This is a genomic window from Geoanaerobacter pelophilus, assembly GCF_018476885.1.
In the GTDB taxonomy this organism is placed as follows: domain Bacteria; phylum Desulfobacterota; class Desulfuromonadia; order Geobacterales; family DSM-12255; genus Geoanaerobacter; species Geoanaerobacter pelophilus.
In genome coordinates this window covers 42,243-64,554 of sequence record NZ_JAHCVJ010000008.1, presented here as the reverse complement: position 1 = coordinate 64,554, position 22,312 = coordinate 42,243, and the positions used below count along the sequence as shown (strand labels likewise).

The following is a 22,312-nucleotide window of genomic DNA, read 5'->3' as shown; positions in this document are numbered from 1 at the left end:
CAACTTTGCCCAGGAGGTTAATCTATGAGCATTCGTCCAGAACTGGAAGACGAAATTAAATCAATGAAAGCGCGTGGAATTTTTAACTATTCTATTCACTATTCATTATCAGTAGTGGCAATCTTTGCAAGTTTTATAGCAAGTCTATCTGCTGCACTAGGTGTAAAAGAACCGTTATTTCTCTCAATAATAAGTGCAGTTCCGGCAGCAGTGTTAATTGCATAAGAAAGGCTTAACTTAGGTGCAAAAACGAGATGGTATTACAAAAAGCTTTTTGCTCTGAAAGGCATTTTATCGGCATTGGAATATGAGGGGTTAACAGAAGAAGCGGCTAGTAAGCGTAGAACAGCCATTTACAAAGAATTCGAAGAAAATTGGCCGGGGATCATTGATCCGTCAAAGTAACATCAGGCCACTCTGTACCGAGCAGAAGAATGCTTTAGAGCATAGTGATCTATCCTGTTGTTTAACTTATTTGATCATAACCAGGAGGAAAATATGAGTAAATTGCTATATTCCCTTTTAGTAACTATACCAATAATTGTTATCACTGTTGGAATGTCGGGTTGTGTCTCACATAAAGAATATCGGACTGCTCATAAAACGTGCATTGTTAAGCAACAAGAAACCTTATGCGAGTCGTCTTCCCAAGAACAACACGATGGGTACCTCCTGAATTTCGTCGAGTTCGATGACCAAGGGTTGTTATGGGACAGAGAGCAATTGACAAATGTAGTTAACACCTTACGCAGTCAAGAATACCTCGATTCAGGTGTTATCATGATTGTGTTTGTGCATGGTTGGCAGCACAACGCATCATTCGATGATCCAAACGTTATCGAATTTCGCAAGATGCTCCGCCGGGTGCACAAGCTCGAATACTTGGCCGCAAAGCAGGAGAAGCGATCGACTCGAAAGGTCGCTGGTATATTTGCTTCTTGGAGGGGACGCTCTGTCCCTGGGGACGTTATATCCAATTTAACCTTTTGGGATCGCAAGAATGTAGCCAACACAGTTGGGCATGGAGCTGTGACAGAACTCCTCCTCCAACTCGAAAACGTTCAGATTGCTCACTTTGACGCAGACAAGAAAAAAGGAAAGCATAATGGGCAAACCCGCCTTATCCTCGTTGGTCACAGCTTTGGGGGACAGATTGTATATTCAGCTCTGTCACAGGTACTCCTGGACCGCTTTCTAGACCTGGAAGGAGAGCCTCCGCAAACCTTCGGTGACTTGGTGATTCTCGTCAATCCAGCTTTTGAGGCCGGGCGCTATGCGCCTCTTCGGGATGCCTCCTTACAGCGGAAGTACCCTGCGGGGCAGCTTCCCCTGGTAACCATTTTCACCTCTAAAAACGATGGCGCAACTGGAACGGCCTTCCCTATTGGAAGGTGGTTTTCGACAATGTTCGAGCAGACCCGAGATGACGTTGAAGAAAAGGCCAACCGCACTGCTATCGGCCATTTTAAGCCTTTCGTCTCTCACTCCCTGACATGGGAAAAGGAGGCATCGGCGCTTACTGTGCCAATTGCAGAGGATAAGAAGCGTTCCTTAGAGGATGAAAGCATAGAACTCAAACACATAGAGAACGATTTATCTGCTCTTCCAGCACTGCAAAAGGAGTGGAGTCAGAAATCTAGCCAGAACGGTTGGGCTCTCGATTTCGGTAATGTAAAACTGACACACCTAAAGACGACAGATCCTCTCAATCCCTTCTATAACGTGGAAGTGGATAGTGCTATCATTGACGGACACAGCGGTATCTGGAAACCAGAATTTGCTAATTTTTTGCGACAGTTCATAGTTTTTTCGGTACTGGTGACAGAAAATAGCAGTGAAACTGGGAACACTGGCTTGCATAAAGAGTAGTTGTTTAGTGCTTCGACATCATGGACACTCAGTCTTCAGAAGAGGGCAAAGGATCAGGCCTTCAAGTTTACAAGATAGAGGCCAATCTATAACATCTCGGGGGGGGAGTTTTGAGGACAGGGCAATAATTACGGATAGTTTCGAATGATGTCCCCCGGAACTCCCCGCCTCAACAACTGGAGGCTCCATGTCAAAAGCAATCAACAAAAAAAGCGACCCAATACAGGCAATCCTGAATTGCCTAGCCGGCGCAGCATTCATCGGTGCAGTTCTCAGGGTAACCGCTTCGGGCAAAGACCTTTTTGACAGGCTGGACACCACCACCCTGCTCTACCTGGCTGTTGCAGGCGCGTTGCTGATGATGCGTCAGGTAAAATCTCTGGCTTTTGGCGATTTTAAAGTAGAGCTGGATCAGGTCAAGAAGGTGGCTGAGGAGGCGCGCAGCATCGCCCAGATAGCTGACAATGCGGCTCAGTATCAGGTAACCCAACAACCGACACCCTTGCCGAAAATTGCCCCGCCGCCGGCTGCTGCAGCCTCCCCTCAGAGTGGCGCGCCTCAGACAACTCCGGCCAGCACCCCGCAGCTGCCACCCATTGCTCCGGGCACGCATGACGATGATCCCTGGAAAGGTGTTTTCGGCGAAAAGCCTGAGATGAACAATCGCCGCCTTAGTGCTGTCGTCACGCCGATGGCGGACGACTCTGACTGGTACAAAATCCATCTGGTCGTCGAGTCAACTTCGCCGAAAAATGCTCCATTGAAAGGCACAGTACAGTTCTTCCTGCATGACTCCTTTAATAACGACCGGCCCCAGGTACCGGTAAGGCAGGATGGCATTGCCGAGCTCTACCTGAAAGCATGGGGGGCCTTTACGGTTGGCGTCCTTGCAGATGAAGGAGCGACCCGTTTGGAATTGGACCTTGCGGAACTACCTGATGCGCCATACAAATTCAGAATAAATTAAGACTGCACCTCCTAGCAATCCAAGTTGTGACCTTTTTTAGTTACACGGAGCCATACCATGATCACCATCGGCACTTTTAACCTGAACAACCTCTTCTCCCGCTTCAATTTCCAGGGGGAGCTCCCTGCCGAAGCGGGGGCCGGAAGCAACATCAGCTACAGTTTCGCCCCGGGCAGCTACCGGGTTCGTACCTACCAGGGTGCACTGGTGAAGGGGAAAGAACTGAAAGACACGCAGACCGTAGCCAGCCGGATTAAGGAGATGAACCTTGACATCCTCGCCCTGCAGGAGGTGGAAGATATAGACACCCTGCAGCAGTTCAACCGTGAGCACCTTGGTAGGATGTACCCTTACCAGGTATTGATCGAAGGAAACGACACGCGGTTTATTGACGTTGCCCTTCTATCGAGGCTACCGGTCGGGCCGGTCACCTCCTGGCGCCATGCCGTACACCCGGACGAACCGTCGCGGCCGGTGTTCAGCAGGGATCTGCTTGAAGTGGAGATATGGGACCAGAGCCGCAGCAGAAAGCTGCTGAGACTCTTCAACACCCACCTGAAGAGCAAGTTCGAAACTGCCAGCGCGGATGGCCAGGCCGACAACGACCTGAGAAGGACCCGACAAGCGGAGGTCATTGCCCAGATCGTGAAGAAGAGAATGGGAGATGGTACGCCGTTTGTTATCTGCGGCGACATGAACGATTCCCCCGGTTCCCCTTGCCTGGCGCCGTTCGTGAAAAACGGCGGGTTCAGACTCGTCAATGCCATGGCAAACCCGAACGAAACCCACCCCCCCAAGAAGTACACCCCACCGCCTCCCTCGAAAGCATGGACCCACCGCTACAAGGAAACCGGCAAAGACGCTGAATACACGCTATACGACCAGATCTGGCTGAGCTATAGCCTTCGCACCAAACACAAAGAATCATGGATCCACCGGCGAAACAGTCTTGGCGGAGACGGCAGCGACCACGACCCGGCCTGGGTGGTGCTGGACCTGTAACCGACTCACACAGAAAAGGAGCTCACCATGAACTATCCCGGACGACTCATCAAGATGGGCGAAACTGACGCCGCAACCGTCAAGGCGATTAAAATCAGGTTGAATGAAGCGCTGGCAACAGAGAACGATCCGAAATTACGGCTGGACCCTACAGATCCCAATTTCGGCCCGAAAATGAAACAGGCGGTCAAGCTATTCCAGTCCAGGAATGTCGATAGCAACGGCAACCCATTGAACTCGGATGGTAAAATAGGCTCGATCACCTGGGCTGTCCTCTTTGGAGCCGCTGCGGTTCCGGTCAGCGAAGCGCCGGCCAGCGGACTGCTGGCGGAACTGCTGAAAATCGCTGCTGCGGAAGAAGCCAAACAGGTGCGCGAGGTGCCGAAAGATTCCAACCGCGGCCCGGAGGTGGATCAATACCTGCTCCGTGCCGGGGTAACTCCCGGTCTCTCTTGGTGCTGCGCCTTTGTCTATTGGTGCTTCGACGAAGCAGCCAATGTATTGGGGCAGGACAACCCGATGGTCAAGACCGCCGGCTGCCTGGACCACTGGCGCCGCGCCCCGGCCAAGGGGGCAAAACAGATTCTGAAACAGCTGGCCATTGACAACCCCGGCCTGGTCAAGCCGGGCATGGTATTCATCATGGACCACGGCGGCGGGCTAGGGCATACCGGACTGGTGGAGAAGGTGACCGGTGGCATGCTCACTACCATTGAGGGGAATACCGATGCCAGCCGTACCAGGGAGGGTGGCGGGGTCTACCGCCTCACCCGAAAGATCGGCGAGATCAACAAAGGGTTTATCGATTACTCGGGAGTGGTCTGAATCAAGCTGGAATAATCCGGCCCTGCTGGAAACCCTGCCATGACAATCGGCGTTCATCTGCGGCCAACTGCGGGTGAACGCTTTTTTCCCTACCGTTTTTTCGAGATCGCACGGCAAAGCTTACCCTAACGCATTATAATTGACGGCTCTTCATTTAAACGCTATTATTTTTGCCCAAAATACAACCCCCTAGCCACCCTTCCCATTCTACGAGCCCTTGTCAGCCTGAATCGGCAACGGCATCTGTGGTCGTATTTGTTTCATGCTCCGACAACCGACAATTTTGATGTTTATGCAATTAAGTTTAAAGGAGGCGAAGATGAACAGTTTGCAGAGAATTTGCCGTAACCTGCTGTTGGCGGCCACACAACTCTTGTTGCTGCTGCTTACGGCGCACGGTGCCATGGCCGGTCAGCTGAGCTGGTCGGACAAGACCCCGCTGTCGGTAGCGACATCAAGGGCCGCATCGGTCGTGGTCAACGGCGCGATCTATGTTCTTGGCGGAGCCATCAACAACGGAACCACCGCAGCAGTAGAGGAATACAGCCCGCTTACGAACAGTTGGCTGGCAAGGCCCGCCCTTAGCGAGGCGAAATTTGCCGGAGCTGAAGCAGTTAAGGACGGAATCGTCTATATTGCCGGAGGTAGTGCGCTAGGGCCGGCTCCGACAGCGGCCATCATTTCCTACGACACTGCCTCCGGTTCGGGTGGCACTGTCGGCACCCTGGTCACCCCGCGCATCAGGTGTTCCGCAGCCATCCTGAACAACAAGATGTACGTGGTAGGTGGCAGCAACAATAGCGGCACAGTATTCGATTCGATTGAGGAGTTCGACCTTACCAGCCATGAGAGCATCAGCAAAGCCACAATGCCGATGGCACTGGATTACGCTGCCGTGGCCGAATCGCAGGGGAAGATTTATATAATCGGGGGGCTGGGGAGTAACGGTTTGCCGGTGAGCAATACCTGGCAGTACGATCCGGATACCAACCTGTTCACCCCCAGGAGGGCGCTGCCGGTGCCGGTCGCAGCCAGAGCCGCGGTAGCTGATGATGGAAAAATCTACCTGGCCGGCGGCTTTACCGACTACAATACCATGGCCTGGACAGCAGAGGTACAGGTGTATGATCCGCAAACCGACAGCTGGCAAAGTATGGGCAACTTCCCCACAAGCCGTTATGCCCAGGCAGTCGGGATCGTCAATAACAGACTGTATATAATCGGCGGCAGCAACAGCAATATGGGGCCTGCCACCGGTAACCTGAGTGTCAATGAGAGCGCGGACCTCACTTCAGCCATCGGACCGGTCGTCACCGCTTCACCCGTTGGCGGGAGCTATGCAACGCCACAGACTGTGACTCTCACCACCAACGAACCTGCGACCATTTACTACACCATAGACGGCTCGACCCCGACAACGGCTTCCGGGATATTTACCAGCCCTATCGGCATTTACGCCAACACCACGCTGAAGTTTTTTGCCAGAAACAGCGCCGGCAGTGACGGGGCAGTACAAACAGAGAGCTACACCATACTTCCCCCAGCTCTGGCCACCACCGCCTCGCCAGCGGGCGGCACCTTCACCGCACAGCAAACAGTCACCCTCACCGCCAATTACGGCTCGGCCACTATCTATTACACCCTGGACGGATCAACGCCGACAACCTCTTCCTATATTTACAGCGGAGCGATTAATATCGCATACACCACGACCGTGAAATTTTTTGCGGTTAACGGGACAGAACAGGAAAGCGTCAAATCCTTCACTTACGAGATCATAGTCCCGCCCGGCGGCAGCTCGATAGGGTTCGTTCCGCTACAGATCACCCTCCCCTACAAGGCCTGGAGCGTTGCTACCGTCGACTTCAACCTGGACGGCAAGGCCGACCTGGCTGTGGCCAATTACGAACGGAATACCGTTACCGCATACCGTGGCAATGGCGACGGCACCTTTAGCGCCACCCAGGAGATCGGCACCGGAGTCAAGCCGACGGGAGTCGCATTCGGCACCGTGAATGGCTACGATAATTATCTCGATATCGTCTCTGCCAACAGCGACAGCAATTCGGTTTCGTTCCTGCTCGGCAACGGCGCCGGTTCTTTTTCCAATGTCGGCTCCTATGCGACCGGCGCGGGTACCACTTCCGTTGCCACCGGCCACTTCAGACCCTACGCCGGCCCGCCAGACCTGGCCGTGACTAACTCCGCAACCGGTTATCTGAACATCTATTATGGCCTGGGCAGTGCCGCATTTACGCCGGGCCCCAGCTATTATGTAGGTTCCGGGGCAATAGCGGTGACCAAGGGCGATTTCAACAATGACAACAAGGAAGACCTGGCCGTAGTGAATGACAACGGCCAGTTGACCATTATGACCGGAGACGGGGCAGGTTATTTCTATTCGGTGTTCCCCGGAAATTATACCGCTCTCCAGTACTCCAGGTCTGTTGCTGCCGGAGATATCAACGGCGACGGCAAGACCGACCTGGCGATCGTAAGCGACGGCGGCGATGTCCCCGGGGGAACAGCCATGGTCACCATCCTCCTGGGCAACGGCACCGGTTCATTTCAACAATACAGCCAATTCCAGCAGCCCCAATACACCTCCGGAGCGGCAATTGCCGACTTCAACAGCGACGGCAAGGCTGACCTCGTGCTGGTAAACCGCTCAAGCAACACCATGTCGGTACTGCTCCAGGGGTTCCAGTTCGGCACCCCGGTTCTGCTCAACCCGGCCAATCCGGTTTATTTTGCCACCATGCAGGCGGCTCTGGATAACGCCAGTAATGGCGACGTCATGCAGGCCATTGCCGGCGATCTTTACGAAAGCCTTACTATAAACCGTGGCGTAGAAATCACCTTCAAGGGGGGAGTCAGCGCCAGCGGCGCAGCCACCGGCTACACCATACTGCACGGCACGCTGACCATCAGCACCGGCTCACTGGTAGCAGAGAATCTGGTAATCGTCTGAGGATGAAAAAAGAGGTAACAATGGGGCAGGCAATCCGATCCCGCGATTGCCTGCCCCACTTTTTCGGTTACGCCAGGATCCCGCGGTTCTTGAAAATCCTGGTCAGCCCTTTGGTCTTCTTGCCGCCGTAGAGGTTCTTCTCCGCCATGATGATCGCCTCGGCGCCGTCCTTGAAATCCGCATACTGGGAAAGGTAGAACTGGCTCTCGATAATCACGGTGTCGGACTTCTTCGCCCCCAGCAGCTTGCGCACCTGCCACAGTACTGCCGACCAGATCTCGCCGTCACGATGCTCCTCCCCCTCCATATCCGCCGGGTACATCTTGGGGCTTTCCAGTTTGCGCAGGTACTCCTGCGGCGGCTTGTATCCCTTGGCGTCCCATTCCCCGAGCTTCACCTTGCGGGAAGCCTTCTTGTACTTGTAGTAGAAGGTCCCGGCAAGGTAGTCGCCGAACCCTTCCCCCATGGCCCTTCCTTCGGTCTTCTGGCCGTAACCCGGCACAATGGCGTCCTGAATGGCATGGCCGTACTCATGAACGATGATCTCGGCATCCTCGGCATCGTCCACCCCGCCGGTACCAAAGGTGATATCCTTGCGGCCGGGTGACGGGTCGTAAAACGAATTGTCCTCAAAGGTGCCGCGGGTATTGACCCGGATCGGCCGGTTCAGGGCCCCCTTAGTCCCGGTGAACCCGAGCGACTGGATGTAGCGCTGGATACTGTCGATGTGGTAGTAGGCCATCACCTCTTCGAAATGGTCGTCAAACCTGTTGAACAGGAACTCCAGGCTCGTTGACTGCGCCGAATTCTTGGTCTTGGTGATATCGACGTACGCCCCCTTGAGAAAACCGGAACCATCCAGCTCCTGCAGCTGTACCGTCTTGTACGCCGGAGCCAACACCGGCTGGTCGCTGTCCTTCAGGTCGAGCAGGTCGTCGCGGTCGAGCGTCACCACCGGATTGGGGAGAAACACCTTTCCCTTGCCGGTCGCCTTGTGCAGCACGTTCCGCTCGTCGATGACATGGCCGTTCACCCGGTCAATGAACAGGATCCAGGAACCGGCCGGTTTCTCGGTGCCGAACTTCACCTTGCACACCGGCCGGAAGGTCCCTTTCATGGCATAAACCATGTTCTCCTTGCCGATCTCGGTGGCCAGGGTGCCGTACTCGGCGGCTTTTTTGGCGATAATGGCGTCAATCTCCTTGTCGGAGAGAAAGTCAGCGGCCTTGCGCTTGCCCAGCTTCTTTTCCAGGGTCGGCGCCGGCACCGTATCGTTCATCACCATGAAGATCCGCTTGGCATTGTTGATATGGATGGCGACCCAGGCGCCATGGATCGGCGTCCCCTCGAAATGCTGCTGGAACAGCACCGCCTTACCTCCCAGGCTCTCGGTCACCTGCTCGAACTGCAGATCAGCGAGCGCTGCCGAGATCTTCAGCACCGCCAGGTTTTCTTTCAGGAACGCCTCAGCAACCTTGCGCGGGTCACCCGCCAGCGGTTCGGTCTCAAAATCGTAAACCTTCTTCGGCACGTAGTTGTCCCGGTCCCAGCGGACCTTGCATTTGGTCAGATCGAGCTTCATATCCCCTCCTTCATGATTTCAGAGACTTGAACGCGTTCACATACCCCTCGATCCTCGCCCCGTACACCGGCGTCTGTCCCGAGCCGTTGTAGTAGGAGGCAAAGCGGGTGTAATCCTTCAGTTGCAAGGCATCGATCATCTTCGAGGTGCTGCCTGCGCCGCGGAGAAAATCAAACAACCCCAGCACCTGATAGCGGATGTCGCTGCTGAAGTTGGCAAACATCTCCTGCACCGAACCGTAGCCGAGCGCCGAGCAGTTGAACCCCATGACCTGCGGCCCCCCCATGCTGATGGCGTTCATGGCGGCGTTTTCGCTCAGCTTGCGGGCAAAGTCGAACACCAGCCATTCGTTGTCCTGCTTGCCGTGGAAATCGAGCCAGGCGGCGTTGCTATCCTGCCGGAACTTGTGGCCCAGCCATTTTTTCTGGGCATTGAAGGCAAAATGGGCGTTAAAGGTGTCGTGGTTTTTCTGCCCCCACAGGTTCCAGAAGATATGGTTCTCAAAGCGGATGATCATCCGGTTGTTGGCGTCAAACCCGGCGCCGCCCGACTCCACGCAGAGCACTGCCACTGCCGCGGCCGGTTCCACTTCGATGATGCCACAGAGGATCTCCAGCAGCCCCCCCTGGTCGTTCCAGACCTTGGCCGCCATTTTCTGGCTGGCATTATGCTTGGCCAGCACCGGGATCACCTTGCTCTCCGGCGGCGCCAGTTGCGCGGTGCGCAGCAGCTCCATCTCCCAAAGGTAATCGGCCGTCGGCGTGTTATCCACGACAGTGACGTAATCGCCGGAGACATAGCCGGAAAGGCTGCCTGACTTGATCCGGTACCACCCCTCCAGCTTCTCCAGTATTTCGACCTTTGTCCCCCGCGTCAGCGCGCCCAGCGCCGGTTTGGCAGTGGACGGTTCAGGGCGGACATTAAGGCTGGCAGCGTTGACCAGACCGGTTTTGTTAGCCATTACCACACCTCCATTCAGTTGGTTCTACGGATGTGCAAGCAATTTATCACCACGAAATCATTGCGCAAGTGCGCTATCGGCTATTTATTTCATTAGAGAATAAACTAGTACTGAAGAGCTATCGGTTGTCGATGAAAGTAGTAGCGATAATTAGTGACTTGCGATCTGCCGGGAACGTGAGCTTTTTTCAGAAAACCATGTATACTTGGTTCCGGATATATCTATTGCCATACTCCCTCACCGAAAGAGGCTGACGTGCAGATCCTGGACGTGCGCACCATCGTGTTCGCCGACACCATCAACTTCATCGTATGCACCTGTTTCGTGGCAGCCCTCTGGCGGCAGAACCGCACCCGTTTTGCCGGCCTGCAGTTCCTGGTTGCAGCTTTCTCCTGCCAGACCGTGGCAGTGTTTCTCATCATGCTGCGAGGCGTGATCCCCGACCTGGTTTCGATCTCTTTCGCCAACGCCCTGGTATTTACCACATCCATACTTGCCCTGATGGGATTGGAGCGCTTTGTCGGCAAAGTGCGCTCCCAGTGGCTTAATTTCACCCTGCTCGGGATCTACTCCGTTATTTTCATCTCTTTTGCCATAAACCCGGTAAGCCTGGGCATCCGCAATTATGCAGTTACCATCGGCCTGCTCCTGATCTGGGCACAGCCGATGTGGCTGATGCTGGTCCGCACCGATCGGGAGCTGCGACCGGTCACCTTCAGCGTGGGGCTGGTCTATGCCGGGTTCTGCCTGACCAACCTCATCCGGCTCGGCCACTACCTGACCTCACCGATGGCACAGGGCGACTACATGAAGGCCGGGGCGTTTGAGGTGATTGCCTTGCTGGCATACGATGTGCTGACCGTTGCCCTGACCATAGCCCTGGTAATGATGGTCAACAAGCGACTGGCCATGGAATTGAAAAGCCGGGAGGAGACCTTTTCAGCAGCGTTCCGAGCGGCCCCGTATGGGCTGACGCTCACCAGCCTTGAGGACGGAACCATCTTCGAGGTCAATGAGGGGTTTACGGATCTGACCGGATATACCCGCGAAGAGGTGTTGGGACGATCAACCTTGGAGTTATCGCTCTGGCAGGACAGTGAGCACCGTCAGGAGATTGTTGATGAACTGCTGCAACACGGCAAGATCCGCGATCGTGAGCAGCGGTTCCGCAGGAAATCAGGCGAGATGCAAACCGGGGTGTTTTGTGCCGACATCATCACCATCGGCAACCGTCGCTGCATCCTTACCGGACTCAGCGATATCAGCCGGCGCAAGCAGATGGAAGATGAGATCCGGAACATGTCCCTGCGTGATTCTTTGACCGGACTTCTCAACCGTCGCGGTTTTTTCGTGATGACTGAACAGAAATTCAAGGAGGCAAACCGGACGGGAACCAAGCTGCAGCTGGTTTATATCGACGCCAATGATCTGAAGAAAATCAATGACAGTTTCGGTCATGACGAGGGGGACCGTGCCCTCCAGGATCTTGCCCAGGTACTGACAGCAACATTTCGCGAAATGGATATCGTCGCCAGAATGGGTGGCGACGAATTCACCGTCTGCTTCACCGAACCGCAGGACACCCACCCCGAAAAGGCCCTGGAGCGGCTGCAACACAATATTGCCGATATCAACGAGCAACATGCCAGGCCCTACCATTTGGCCATCAGCTTCGGCACCTCAACCTATGACCCGCTGAACCCACGTTCCATCGACGAGCTGCTGTCACAGGCCGACAAAGAGATGTATCGCCACAAACAGAGCAAGAGTGGCTGATTGCGGCTAGCTCAGCTCGAAAGCCATTAGCGGAAATTTCTTTAACCTACCGGAATCTTTATCCTTGCGGAAGGCCGTGAAAGGCGTTAAAACAAACCAATATTCACGAGGCTCCTCGGTGCAGAAACAGCAAAAACGCCTGAAAACAGCGATTGCTCTACATATAGAAACCTATCAAAACATCATTGAGTCGCATAAGTTTATAGATGTAGAAACAAGTTTCTACATCTATAAACTAATTTCTACATTTAGAAACCGGCTCTAACCGGTCAATAAGTGGTTATGTCGTAGAAATGAAGAAGAACAAATCAGTGGAGTGTCACCGATGAAAAGAAGCTTTATCGCTCGGCAGTACACCTCCCATGGCATGGGACGGAGTTATTATGAAGAAGCTATATTTGAGACGTACGAAGCAGCTAACTCCTTCATTCAGGAAATTAGCGAAGAAGATGATGATTGTTTCTTAAGCGAAATTGTTTCATACCCAACCAACAGCACGGAACCATGGGACGATACCCAGATATGGACGTTTGATAGAAAGGGAAGCCTTCTCCATTTTTATGATGCACGTAAGGAAGAGGCTGAATGCAAGGTCATTGAGGAAGACGGCTGTAAAATAATTCTCCGTGAGCCCCGGCCGCAAACCTACACAGGAAAATATGAAGTCGGTAACATAGTTATTATAAGAGCGTTTCCATGGAATGAAGTATCACCAGTAACAGAGGATACTATAGGCGTAATCGCCACGACCCCGAATCATTTTGAGGAGTGGCTCTCAAAAGGCAAAGATAGGTACGATTGGGATAATTCCTACGTGGTCTATTGTATTCGGTCCGGTTATGTGGACCATATTCATGTAGAAGAGCGTGGAATCGAATTGTACACCAACGAAGTACCCGAAAGACTCACATTTTTAGATGATTTAGCTGAATATTTTAGGGGGAAAGAAATTTTGAAGAAAGAAGTCATGGAGGAAGTATTTGCGGGCAATATCTTTGTTGAAAAGGTGCGCCGCCTTAAAAAATCCGACTACTGTACGTAAAGAGGACATAACCAGAAAAATGCACCTGACCAAAAGGCCGCCAGGTGATTTTCCGAGCCGTTGATCGAATGATAAATATGATTAAAACGAAATTGCTTGTACTGTCTTAGTTCCTAATAACAGGCTGCAGTGCATAAAGGAGTTCACCATGTCATCCATTATCGACGAAGTCAGCCAACGGGCAAACCTGGCGCTGTCAAACCAGATGGAGATGCTCACCTTCTACCTGTCCGATGATCAGCTGTACGGGATCAACGTCTTCAAGATTATCGAGATGGTGGAGAGCCCACGCACTTTCAGCCGGGTCCCCATGAGTCATCCGAGCATAATGGGGGTGATCGATTTTCGGGGCAAGCCGATAACGGTGATCGACCTCTCCATGGCGATAGAGCTGGAGCCGATAAACCCGGAACAGGATATCAGCTATATAATAATCTGCGAATACAACACCATGATTCACGGATTTCTGGTGAAACGTCCTGAACAGCTGCTTACCCGTGGCTGGGACGAGATAAAACGGCCGACCGGCCTCCTGACCCTGTCATCTTCCCTGGTGGCGATTGCCTACGGACCGGATGGCGAAGCGATACAGCTGCTGGATATTGAAAAGGTGCTGGCCGAAGTCCTGGGCATGGAGCACAAGGTCAGTGCAGACAATCCGGAACTCCTCGCGCAGAGCGTTGCCGGCAGTACGGTCCTGGTCGTGGATGATTCGAGGACTGCACGTTCCCTGATATGCATGGTGCTGGACCAGATGGGAATAACGGCAGTTGCCCTGGATTCGGCTCCCAAGGCGTTGTCGTATCTCGGCAAGCTTGTCGAGACGGATGACGTCGCAAGCATCGGGATGGTCATCAGCGATGTCGAGATGCCGGACATGGACGGCTTTACCTTTACCCGCAAGCTCAAAGCCGACCCGGCGCTTGCTGGGCTGCATGTCATGCTGCACACCTCGATGAGCAACCCGTCAAACAAGCAGAAGGCCGACCAGGTAGGTGCCAATGATTTTCTATCCAAATTCTCGCCCGACGAACTGGTGAGGCGGGTTACTGCTGCCCTGTCAAAGGAATAGCCGTTGAGCAATATCGGAATAGAAATGTTCCATTCGCACAGGCTTTGGGCCAGGTCTTGAAAAGTAAGTTTTTTGAGGAGTTGTTGATTGAAAAGTGATTTTTCAAGACTTGACCCTCAGCACCATATAAATTTCTCGAAATTGACAGCAGTTCTCAAATTTGCTAACCTCTCCACATGAACTACACCATCGAATATTTCCATACTCGGGTTCTGGCTGAGATTCAATCCTGGCCTAATGGTATTCTTGCCGACTACGCGCGAATCATTGAACTTCTTATGGAATTCGGGCCAAATCTTCGCATGCCACATTCTCGGGCAATGGGTGGTGGAATTTTTGAGGTACGGCCACGGGGCCGTGAGGGAATTGGTCGTGCATTCTATTGTTTCGTTGTCGGACAAAGGATCATCGTACTGCATGCGTTTGTAAAAAAATCTCAAGCAACCCCAGATCAAGAACTTAAAATAGCTCGAAAACGATTGAAGGAGGTCCAAAATGGCTAATTTGAAATATCAACCAGTAACCCATGACCATACAGCTTTTCTTGAAAAAGCCAAAAAGCGGGAAGAGTTCAAAAAGGCATATGAGGATTTGGAAGAAGAATATGCATTGGCAAAAGAAATGCTTGCAGCTCGTGCGCGAGTAGGCCTCTCACAGGAAGCCGTCGCTGAAATCATGGGAACAACAAAGAGCGCAATATCAAGACTGGAAGCAGCTGGTAAGCACGCCCCATCCTTAACCACCCTCAAAAAATATGCTCACGCCGTCGGCTGTCACCTTGAAATTAAATTTGTTCCAGAGCGTGCCCAACAAGGGAGTTGACAGGGCCTCATAAAACGTCCGATCAACTCCCGGTCCAAGCAAAACAAAAGAAAGGGACGTCATGATTTCATTCAAGGACTTTTCTGACTTGTTTCGCCCGCTCGTAAGAATATTAAATTCCTGGCCAATGTGCGTTCTGGCCATAGGTTTGTCTTGCGGACAGGTATTTGCTGCGGATGCTACACTCGGCCCAGAAGGCGCCAAAACCATCCCGATTGCGGACTCTCACGTTCATGTTTTGAAATGGATGAACGCTAAGACACTGCTGGAAAACATGGACCTTAACTCAATCCGATGGTGTGGAGGTGCCTGGAGCCCGAAACAGGGCGAGGCAAGTTCCGTTCTAGGCGATCGTTACATTGGAGCCACAGGGCAGCGTCAATTTGTTGCACTACACGACAACCTTGACACCGCCTCCTTCGAAAACCCAACTTCACCGCAAGTCAAGAATGCGCTTTCCAGCATTGAAGAAGACCTCCGCGACAAATCAACACGAGTTGTCGGTGAAATCATCGTGAACGCGCTTACGTCGACAAGACAACCTTCTTACCGGTTCAAGCTCAAGGCCGATTCTCCGACATTGAAGGCGTTGTTTGAGCTTGCCTCAAAGTACAAAAGACCAATGAATATCCATGCTCAGTGGGATTCTGATACCGCACAGGAAGTAGAGCGGCTCGCAGCGTCGAACCGCAATGGGCAACTCATTCTCTCCCATTGCGGCAGCACCACGACACCTTCCGATATACGTAGCCTTTTCGAGAGGAATGCAAATGTTTCATGCGACCTTTCAGCTCGCAGTATGCCACCGTTAAAAGGTCAAAAGAATGCCATATTCAATGACAACGGAATTCTCGGCGGTTGGAAGAAACTGATCGAAGACTTTCCCGAGCGATTTGTTGTCGGTCTTGATACTCTGGAGAATTGGGAACAGTACGAAGACTTCTTGCATAAAATACGTTTTGGACTTCTTGCTAATCTGTCACCGGAGACTGCGGAAAAAGTGGCGTACAAAAACGCTCAAGCCTTGTTCCAGCTGAAGTGAAGGGAACAACCGGATATGACGAAAGTATTTCGCAAAATATAGCCTTGACATTATATAACGCGCAAGCTATTTTTTTTATTTAAGGGATGAAATATGGCGTGGGATATCGTAACGGTTGAGCACTTCGATGATTGGTTTCTAAGCTTGGTTGCTTCGGAGCAACAAGATGTGTTGGCCGCCATATTGGTTCTTGAGCAATACGGTCCTACGTTAGGCAGGCCGCACGTTGATAGTCTCAAAGGGACTGACAAGGTAAAGAACCTGAAAGAACTCCGCATACAACACAAAGGCAAACCGTATCGGGTATTTTTCGCCTTTGATCCTCTCCGCCAGGCCGTGATGTTGTGTGGCGGTGACAAAACCGGGAATAAACATTTTTACGAAACAATGATCCCTATTGCAGAGCGTGAATTCCTGAACTATTTGCAAGAACTGGAGTAAGTTATGGCAAAGCAACTTTCTGAATTAATTAAAAAAGTCGACCCTGCTGTAGTCACAGCAGCGCGGGCTAAGGCGGATCAGGAAGTATTTGAACTCCGCCTTGCTCAGTTACGTCAAACGGTTGAGATGTCGCAACATGATCTGGCGGCTGCACTTGGAATATCGCAACCATCCGTCGCCAATCTGGAAAAACGCGGCCACGAAGTTAAAATTTCTTCTCTCAAACGCTACATTGAGGCACTTGGCGGTAAGTTGTCTCTGGACGTGGAACTGGCTGATGGTCGTCACATCGGCATTAACGTCTAGCGCTTGCAGATGGGAATAACAGGTTAAAAGGTCGTGAGTCAGTCTCAAATATTGAGGAAGGCAAACGACCTTTTCATTTTTGAAGGAAAAAGTCCAACGATGCGCAGCAGCGGTGCACCCGCTGTACTCTCTCTCGTTGTAACGAATACGCCTTATGGAAAACAACCTTAAGGGGAAAAGTGGGCGGCGGCTGTTGAATGCCTGCGGTTACTCCGTAGCAGGCATTGGCGCGGCATGGCGTCATGAAGCGGCGTTCCGGCAGGAGCTGCTGATGGCTGCCGTACTGATTCCCATTGCGCTGTTCTCTCAGAAGCCGGGGAGCGACAAAGCGCTGCTGATCGGTTCGGTGATGCTGGTGCTGATCGTCGAGCTATTGAATTCCGCTGTTGAGAGCCTGACTGATCGCGTTTCCCTGGAGATCCATCCCCTTGCCAAAAGGGCGAAAGACACAGGAAGCGCGGCCGTTATGCTCTCCCTGCTCACCATGGCAATTATCTGGGGTTTGATTTTCCTGTAAGCCTCAGCTCGAAATCCCCAACTTCACCGGGCAGTTGCGGCAAAAATCGGGCGGTTCGGCGCTGTTGACGGTTTTCCTGACGGACTGGTAGACATCGCTGTTCCATACCGCATCCAGCCCGTCCTTGGCCAGGTTGCCGGTCACCACCCCGGAACGGCAACAGAGCGAGCAGGTGCCGTCAGTAGAGACCAGCATGTTGCGCCATGGCTCGTAACAGGGGTTGAGCGCCACCGGCTCCTCACTGGCAGCAACTGCGGGTGAACCTCCGTATTTCTCCATCGCCAGATAGTCATGCTCGCCGTAAGGCAGGAAGGTCCCGACCGATATCCCTGCTGCTGCGGCGCGCTCTAACGCCTCGGCGAACAGCTCCCTGACCCGCCCCCCTTCGCTCCCCGCGGATAATGCGCCGAACGAGGCGTTGATATTCATCAAATCCATGAACTGCACATGGCAGGCGCCGAATTCCGCAGCCAGATCGACAAAGGCCGGGATCTCGTGCAGGTTCTCCCTGACCACGACAAAGGAGACGCTGTACTGGGCGCAGCCGCTGGCGCCGCTCCTGAGGCGGCGGCCGAAACCGCGCAGGTTTGTGGCCATCCGGCCGAACAGGTCTACCCCGGTGACCTGGCGGTAGGTGTCACGGCTGGCGGCATTCACCGAGACATTGAGCGAAAAGTTGCCGTAATCGAGAAACTTTCGCTGCCAGGCAGCATCGAAAAGGGTGCCGTTGCTGGAGACGTTGAGCTGGATCCCCGGATAGTTGGCGGTCACGTAATCGAAGATCGCGCCGTATTGCGGGTTGAGCAGCGGCTCGCCCCACCCCCAGAGCTGTACGGTGGAGGCAGTTTCCAGCCCCTGGGCCAGCGGCATGAACTCCTCCAGGCTGAGGTCCCGGTATGCCCCGGCCACAGCCGGGGTCCGGTCGGTGCAGAAGACACAGCGGAGATTGCAGCGGGTGCCGGTAGGGATCTGAACCATAAGCGGCGCCGAAACCAGCCGCTCTTTCTGGAAGATGGTCTCCATCCGGTTCAGTTCCAGGTTCATTGCCCGCAGCCTTGTCAACATGCCGGTGTCAGTCGTCACTTCATCTCCTGGTTGTTTTGCTGGTTCCCGCAATTGAGGTTTTCGTCGCTACTTTTTCAGGAGCTTTTGCCGGTTTATTAACAACTTCCGTAACCGCTAACTTTGGCTCGGCAATGACAGCCCTCGTTTCAGCGATAACCGCCTTCGGCTCGACTATTGCCAGTTTCGGCTCGGCAATGATCGCCTGCGGCTCGACCAGCTTAGGCTCCGTCACAACCAGCTTTGGTTCGGCAATAATCGGGCTTACCGCTAACGGCTGCGGTTCGGCAACAATTGGTTTGATCGTAAGCGGCTGCGGTTCCGCGATCACCGGCTGCGGATCAATCAGTTTCACGTCGATCGGCTTGATATCGATCGGCAAAACCCGGGGCTCGACCGGGATGATCGTGGGCTCGACGGCCACACTGAACGCTACCCCGGTGGGGCTTGCGGCAGTACCGGCCGGGGTCTTGACCGTGAAGCTCCTGGCGCCGGTCGCGGCATCAGCGGCGATGATGAGCGACACCGGGAGTTGTCCGGCAGTGCCGCCGGTCCTGATCTTGGCCGTTATGCCACTGCCGGAGAAGTCAACCGCCGTGGCGCCGGTAAGGTTGGTGCCGTTAATCACCGCATCGACCGTGTTGCCACGGATACCGGAAACCGGGTTAATGCCGGTGATCGTAGGAACCGCCACCTCTTTGCGCACCTCGATTACTATCTGGTCCGGCGCACTGCGCAAACCGGCGCTGTCTTCGACCACCAGTTCGAGGACGTGCCTCCCTACGGGGAGTGTTACCTCGATCTTCGGGTTCGTCGTCTCAATCGGAAATCTGGTGAGTGCCATATCTATTGCTCCTTTCATTTCTGCAGGTATGAAAATTTAAGACAAATTTGCGGGATAAAATGGCGCAGTCACTATTTCTTGTCCCAGATATATTTGACAATCGCTGCCCCAGCCGATGCCTGGGCCCCGGAAGCGTCGAGCAACACCGAGGTCTCGTCGCCGTTGGTGCTGATGGTGGCGCCGCTACCGGCATTGGCAACCGGCGCTGCGATGCTCTCTTTCAGGTTCCAGCGGTACAGGGCAATGGTGCGGCCACCAAAACCGTGCGATGCCGAAGCATCGAGCTTGACCACCCCGTCGTCCCCCACCACTGACACGGTCTGCGATCCGCCGGCCGCAGCCAACGGCACGGTCAGGACCACCTCGGACAGTTCCCGCGCCGCCTCTGCCACCTCGTCCTGCCGGGCGAGAATGTCGGCTGTCAAGCCGCTCAGCACGGCATCTTGCAGGCTGACCACGCTGTCGCTATACCCCTGCCATTCACTGGTGCCGGCCAGCCCCGCATAGATCGCGCCAAGCTCCTGGCCGGTGTCGTGCTCAACGTCAGCCAGCGAAGCAACCAGGGCGGCAAGCTCACCTTCACCCAGCAGTCCGGCGCGACCGAGCATCTCGATGGTGATTGCCGACTGGCGAACATCATCGCAAGAAGGCGACGGGAAGCGGAGGTTGAGAGCGGCAAAATCCTTGCGGGTCCTCCCCATAAGTTGCACCAGCCGCTCCTGCAGGTCCGGGGGGAGTCTCCCGGACGAAGCAGCAGTGGACACTGCACCGGAATAGAGGAGATAGCGGAGGTCGATCTGGTTCGCCCCCGGCGCGGCCGGATCAGCCGCATCAGCCACCGCCGCAGCTCCGGGCTGGAGATCTATCCGAGCCAGCTCAATCGCCGTCAGGTTGTCGGGGCAGCTCTCGGAAACGAAAACCTCCGGTGCCTCCTTGATCCGCTTGAAGCCGTTGTATTCCGGGTTCGCGGTATTGATCACCCGCTCATCCTCGGCCTCCCGGTATCGGAGCCCGACGTAGACCAGCCGCGCCGCGCCGGCAGGGGGCGTCACGCTAAGCAGTCGCGATTGCGGCAGGTAGAGTTCGTTGCCGTCGCCGTCGATTGCCGCTCCGGCCAGCACCTCCAGGTTGAGCCCCCCTGCTGCCCGGACCCGCAGGCATGAGGCGATCCCCCTGATTACGCCGGGGGTGTGGAGCCCCCGGTTGTGCAACCGGAGTTTTTCGCGGTGATAGTTCTGCTCCCCCTGCCAGTCATCCGCTGTGGTGAAGAACCCCTTAAAGTAATTCATCCGCTTGAATTCAGTGAAATCGGTCATAGCTGTCCCCTTCCGGTGATCATCCCAATATTGTCTCTATTTCAATCGTAGATCGTATCGCTATCTGCATCGGGGAGAGGACTCCCCGGATATCCAGGCTGTTCAGCCGCAGGTAGTACAAGGTATGGGCCGGCTTCTCCAGGTCGATAATCCCTTTGATCTTCTCGACCCGAACCTGCTCCAGAACGCTGGACGGCACGGTCACATCGACGATGAACCGGTACGGGATATCCCCCTCGTCCTCGATCAGCACAGTATCCCCGCTATAGACGCCGGACGCGGTTTCCGTGGCGCCGTACGGTATGCCGGTCAGGTCGTACGCCGTGTCGGCCAGCCCGTCGCGACGGGTCACGGTAGCGTTGTTGTGCTCTGTCTGGGTAAATTCGTAGTCACCCGGCTGCTTGTGGAACAGGGTGACCCTTCCGGCGTCGATATCGGCATCGACCCGCTCCACCAGGTCGGCGCGGTAGAGGTACTCGATTCCGCTGGCCAGCTCCGTGACCAGGTACCAGTCGGAGCGGGCCAGCCCCCGCCGCTCGGCGGCGAAAGAGGCAAACCCGGCCGGCGGCTCGAAACCACCGATCATGGAGGCAACGCCGATCTGCATCCCGGCTGGCCAGGCACATTCCCTGATCTCCGGGGTGTGGCCGGTATAGATTTTCAGATACTCTTTCAGCCCTTTGACCGTGCCGCGCAACCGGTACAGTTCCACAGCGCGGCTCAGCACCTCGCGCTGCTTCTGCTCGTCCCATTCTTCGTCCAGCTCCAGCGCCAGCCACCCGGCCAGCCACGGGAGAAACTCCGGGTCGGTGCGATACGAAGGATCGATCTTGTTCAGCGGTATGCAAAAACGGTCAATCTCGGCCAGCAGCTGTTCAAACCCGGCGAAAACCTCGCTGAACGGCCGGAGAAACTGTTCCAGCCAGGGGTCTTCCCGGTAGATGCCGGGGAGATGATCGAGAAGACGCTTCAAGACGCTGTCGCTCATTGGATCTCCTGCAGCAGTGAAGTCACCACGATCTTGCTGACTGCTTCAGAGAAGCGCACCAGGCTGTGGGCCGGTATAGTGATCATCCGCCCGGAGTCTTGCCATACCCCGCCAGCCATCTGACCCAGGGCAAGCGTTTCCAGGTGATCGACCCCGGCAACCCCCTCGATCAGGGCGCAGACCTCGGATTCGTACACCGGTTGACCGAACTCCCAGCCGGTCATGCCGCTGCCGTCCGGAGCAGCGGCAACCGGGGCAAAGAAGCTGCGCAGCGCCGCCATGATCCGTTCCCGGACTATTTCCGGCTGTGCCGCCGGAGTGCAGACCACGGTTACGGAGAGAGCGATGTCACTGAACGTCGGCCCCACGACATGGTGGCAGCAGGTAATCAGCCGCCGTTCGTCGAGAAACCGGTACACCTCATCGAGCAGCGCCGGAGACGGGGCCATCGCGCCGTCGCCATCAGGCTTCGGTACGATGATGACGCTGACATGGCCGATCCGCTCCTCATCCGGGCCGGAACTGTCGAGTGCCCGATCAGCCAGGCAGCATGCCCGGGCAACTGTCGGAAAGGCGCTGACCACCAGGGTCTCGAAATCCTGCGCCGTGACTGCCCGCCAGGGGGCCTGCAAGCCGTTAACGGTCGCGGCGACGGCATCATCAAGCGATCCGGACACCTCAGTGCCGAGCAGTTGCAGAAAGCGGCGGCGGCTCGCCTCAGGGATCCGGTTGGTCCGGTACATGATCCCCTCGGTTAGCCAGCAAAACAGCTCCAGCAGCGTGATGCCAGGGTCGGACAGGTTATGGTTGGTCCATTGCGGCGCCTCCCGGGGAATCAGCCCCCGCAGTTCCTCCATCAGGTCATCGAATGTCCGGTTGTCCAGATTAATGCGCGGTATTGTCATCG

Annotated in this window: 22 protein-coding genes; 15 read left to right on the top strand and 7 right to left on the bottom strand. The window is 54.7% G+C overall.

What is annotated here, in order from left to right; genetic code table 11:
• Positions 1-24 precede the first annotated feature (24 nt).
• The 6 genes from KI809_RS17025 (at position 25) to KI809_RS17000 (ending at position 7,634) form a co-directional block, all read left to right on the top strand.
• Entirely contained in the window at positions 25-225 is a 201-nt protein-coding gene (locus KI809_RS17025) for a hypothetical protein (RefSeq protein WP_214172796.1), read from the top strand.
• A gap of 273 nt (positions 226-498) precedes the next feature.
• Positions 499-1,869, top strand: coding sequence for an alpha/beta fold hydrolase (locus KI809_RS17020; RefSeq protein WP_246559477.1), 1,371 nt, complete (start codon positions 499-501; stop codon positions 1,867-1,869).
• Positions 1,870-2,056: 187 nt separating this feature from the next.
• The gene (locus KI809_RS17015) at positions 2,057-2,836 is read left to right on the top strand and encodes a pYEATS domain-containing protein (RefSeq protein ID WP_214172795.1); all 780 of its coding nucleotides are present in this window, start codon (positions 2,057-2,059) and stop codon (positions 2,834-2,836) included.
• Positions 2,837-2,893: 57 nt separating this feature from the next.
• Entirely contained in the window at positions 2,894-3,838 is a 945-nt protein-coding gene (locus KI809_RS17010) for an endonuclease/exonuclease/phosphatase family protein (RefSeq protein ID WP_214172794.1), read from the top strand.
• A 27-nt stretch (positions 3,839-3,865) separates the two neighbouring features.
• Positions 3,866-4,663 (top strand): CHAP domain-containing protein, encoded by a 798-nt coding sequence (locus tag KI809_RS17005; RefSeq protein WP_214172793.1) that lies wholly within the window; start codon positions 3,866-3,868, stop codon positions 4,661-4,663.
• 319 nt (positions 4,664-4,982) lie between these two features.
• Complete coding sequence (locus KI809_RS17000; RefSeq protein WP_214172792.1) at positions 4,983-7,634, top strand: chitobiase/beta-hexosaminidase C-terminal domain-containing protein; 2,652 nt, start codon at positions 4,983-4,985, stop codon at positions 7,632-7,634.
• 67 nt (positions 7,635-7,701) lie between these two features.
• On the opposite strand, the gene KI809_RS16995 is transcribed toward KI809_RS17000, so the two are convergent.
• Both KI809_RS16995 and KI809_RS16990 read right to left on the bottom strand, forming a co-directional pair.
• Positions 7,702-9,216 carry a M36 family metallopeptidase gene (locus tag KI809_RS16995; RefSeq protein ID WP_214172791.1) on the bottom strand — a complete coding sequence of 505 codons (1,515 nt, stop codon included), beginning with the start codon at positions 9,214-9,216 and terminating at the stop codon, positions 7,702-7,704.
• A 10-nt stretch (positions 9,217-9,226) separates the two neighbouring features.
• The gene (locus KI809_RS16990) at positions 9,227-10,177 is read right to left on the bottom strand and encodes an N-acetylmuramidase domain-containing protein (RefSeq protein ID WP_214172790.1); all 951 of its coding nucleotides are present in this window, start codon (positions 10,175-10,177) and stop codon (positions 9,227-9,229) included.
• Positions 10,178-10,432: 255 nt separating this feature from the next.
• Here KI809_RS16990 and KI809_RS16985 point away from each other — a divergent pair, with 255 nt between their 5' ends.
• From KI809_RS16985 to KI809_RS16945, 9 genes are all read left to right on the top strand, one after another.
• Entirely contained in the window at positions 10,433-11,953 is a 1,521-nt protein-coding gene (locus tag KI809_RS16985; protein ID WP_214172789.1) for a sensor domain-containing diguanylate cyclase, read from the top strand.
• Positions 11,954-12,278: 325 nt separating this feature from the next.
• Positions 12,279-12,995, top strand: a complete 717-nt coding sequence (locus tag KI809_RS16980; RefSeq protein ID WP_214172788.1) for a hypothetical protein — start codon at positions 12,279-12,281, stop codon at positions 12,993-12,995.
• Between the two features lie 148 nt (positions 12,996-13,143).
• The gene (locus KI809_RS16975; protein WP_214172787.1) at positions 13,144-14,067 is read left to right on the top strand and encodes a chemotaxis protein; all 924 of its coding nucleotides are present in this window, start codon (positions 13,144-13,146) and stop codon (positions 14,065-14,067) included.
• Positions 14,068-14,243: 176 nt separating this feature from the next.
• Positions 14,244-14,570 carry a type II toxin-antitoxin system RelE/ParE family toxin gene (locus KI809_RS16970; RefSeq protein WP_214172786.1) on the top strand — a complete coding sequence of 109 codons (327 nt, stop codon included), beginning with the start codon at positions 14,244-14,246 and terminating at the stop codon, positions 14,568-14,570.
• Positions 14,563-14,889 (top strand): helix-turn-helix domain-containing protein, encoded by a 327-nt coding sequence (locus KI809_RS16965; protein WP_214172785.1) that lies wholly within the window; start codon positions 14,563-14,565, stop codon positions 14,887-14,889. The genes KI809_RS16970 and KI809_RS16965 overlap by 8 nt, the downstream gene beginning before the upstream one ends.
• A 61-nt stretch (positions 14,890-14,950) precedes the next feature.
• Positions 14,951-15,931 carry an amidohydrolase family protein gene (locus tag KI809_RS16960; RefSeq protein ID WP_214172784.1) on the top strand — a complete coding sequence of 327 codons (981 nt, stop codon included), beginning with the start codon at positions 14,951-14,953 and terminating at the stop codon, positions 15,929-15,931.
• Positions 15,932-16,024: 93 nt separating this feature from the next.
• Positions 16,025-16,372, top strand: a complete 348-nt coding sequence (locus KI809_RS16955) for a type II toxin-antitoxin system RelE/ParE family toxin (RefSeq protein WP_214172783.1) — start codon at positions 16,025-16,027, stop codon at positions 16,370-16,372.
• 3 nt (positions 16,373-16,375) lie between these two features.
• A complete protein-coding gene (locus KI809_RS16950) occupies positions 16,376-16,678 on the top strand; it encodes a helix-turn-helix domain-containing protein (RefSeq protein ID WP_214172782.1) in 303 nt (100 codons plus the stop codon).
• A 154-nt stretch (positions 16,679-16,832) separates the two neighbouring features.
• Positions 16,833-17,195, top strand: coding sequence for a diacylglycerol kinase (locus KI809_RS16945; RefSeq protein WP_214172781.1), 363 nt, complete (start codon positions 16,833-16,835; stop codon positions 17,193-17,195).
• A gap of 3 nt (positions 17,196-17,198) precedes the next feature.
• Here the strand turns inward: KI809_RS16945 and KI809_RS16940 are convergent, their stop codons facing one another.
• The 5 genes from KI809_RS16940 to KI809_RS16920 all read right to left on the bottom strand — a co-directional run bounded on the left by KI809_RS16940 (position 17,199) and on the right by KI809_RS16920 (position 22,310).
• Positions 17,199-18,278 carry a radical SAM protein gene (locus tag KI809_RS16940; RefSeq protein WP_214172780.1) on the bottom strand — a complete coding sequence of 360 codons (1,080 nt, stop codon included), beginning with the start codon at positions 18,276-18,278 and terminating at the stop codon, positions 17,199-17,201.
• A gap of 1 nt (position 18,279) precedes the next feature.
• Positions 18,280-19,101, bottom strand: coding sequence for a hypothetical protein (locus KI809_RS16935; RefSeq protein ID WP_214172779.1), 822 nt, complete (start codon positions 19,099-19,101; stop codon positions 18,280-18,282).
• Between the two features lie 71 nt (positions 19,102-19,172).
• Positions 19,173-20,417, bottom strand: a complete 1,245-nt coding sequence (locus KI809_RS16930) for a hypothetical protein (protein ID WP_214172778.1) — start codon at positions 20,415-20,417, stop codon at positions 19,173-19,175.
• 19 nt (positions 20,418-20,436) lie between these two features.
• Complete coding sequence (locus KI809_RS16925) at positions 20,437-21,405, bottom strand: phage tail protein (protein WP_214172777.1); 969 nt, start codon at positions 21,403-21,405, stop codon at positions 20,437-20,439.
• Complete coding sequence (locus tag KI809_RS16920; RefSeq protein WP_214172776.1) at positions 21,402-22,310, bottom strand: baseplate J/gp47 family protein; 909 nt, start codon at positions 22,308-22,310, stop codon at positions 21,402-21,404. The genes KI809_RS16925 and KI809_RS16920 overlap by 4 nt, the downstream gene beginning before the upstream one ends.
• Positions 22,311-22,312: the final 2 nt, after the last annotated feature.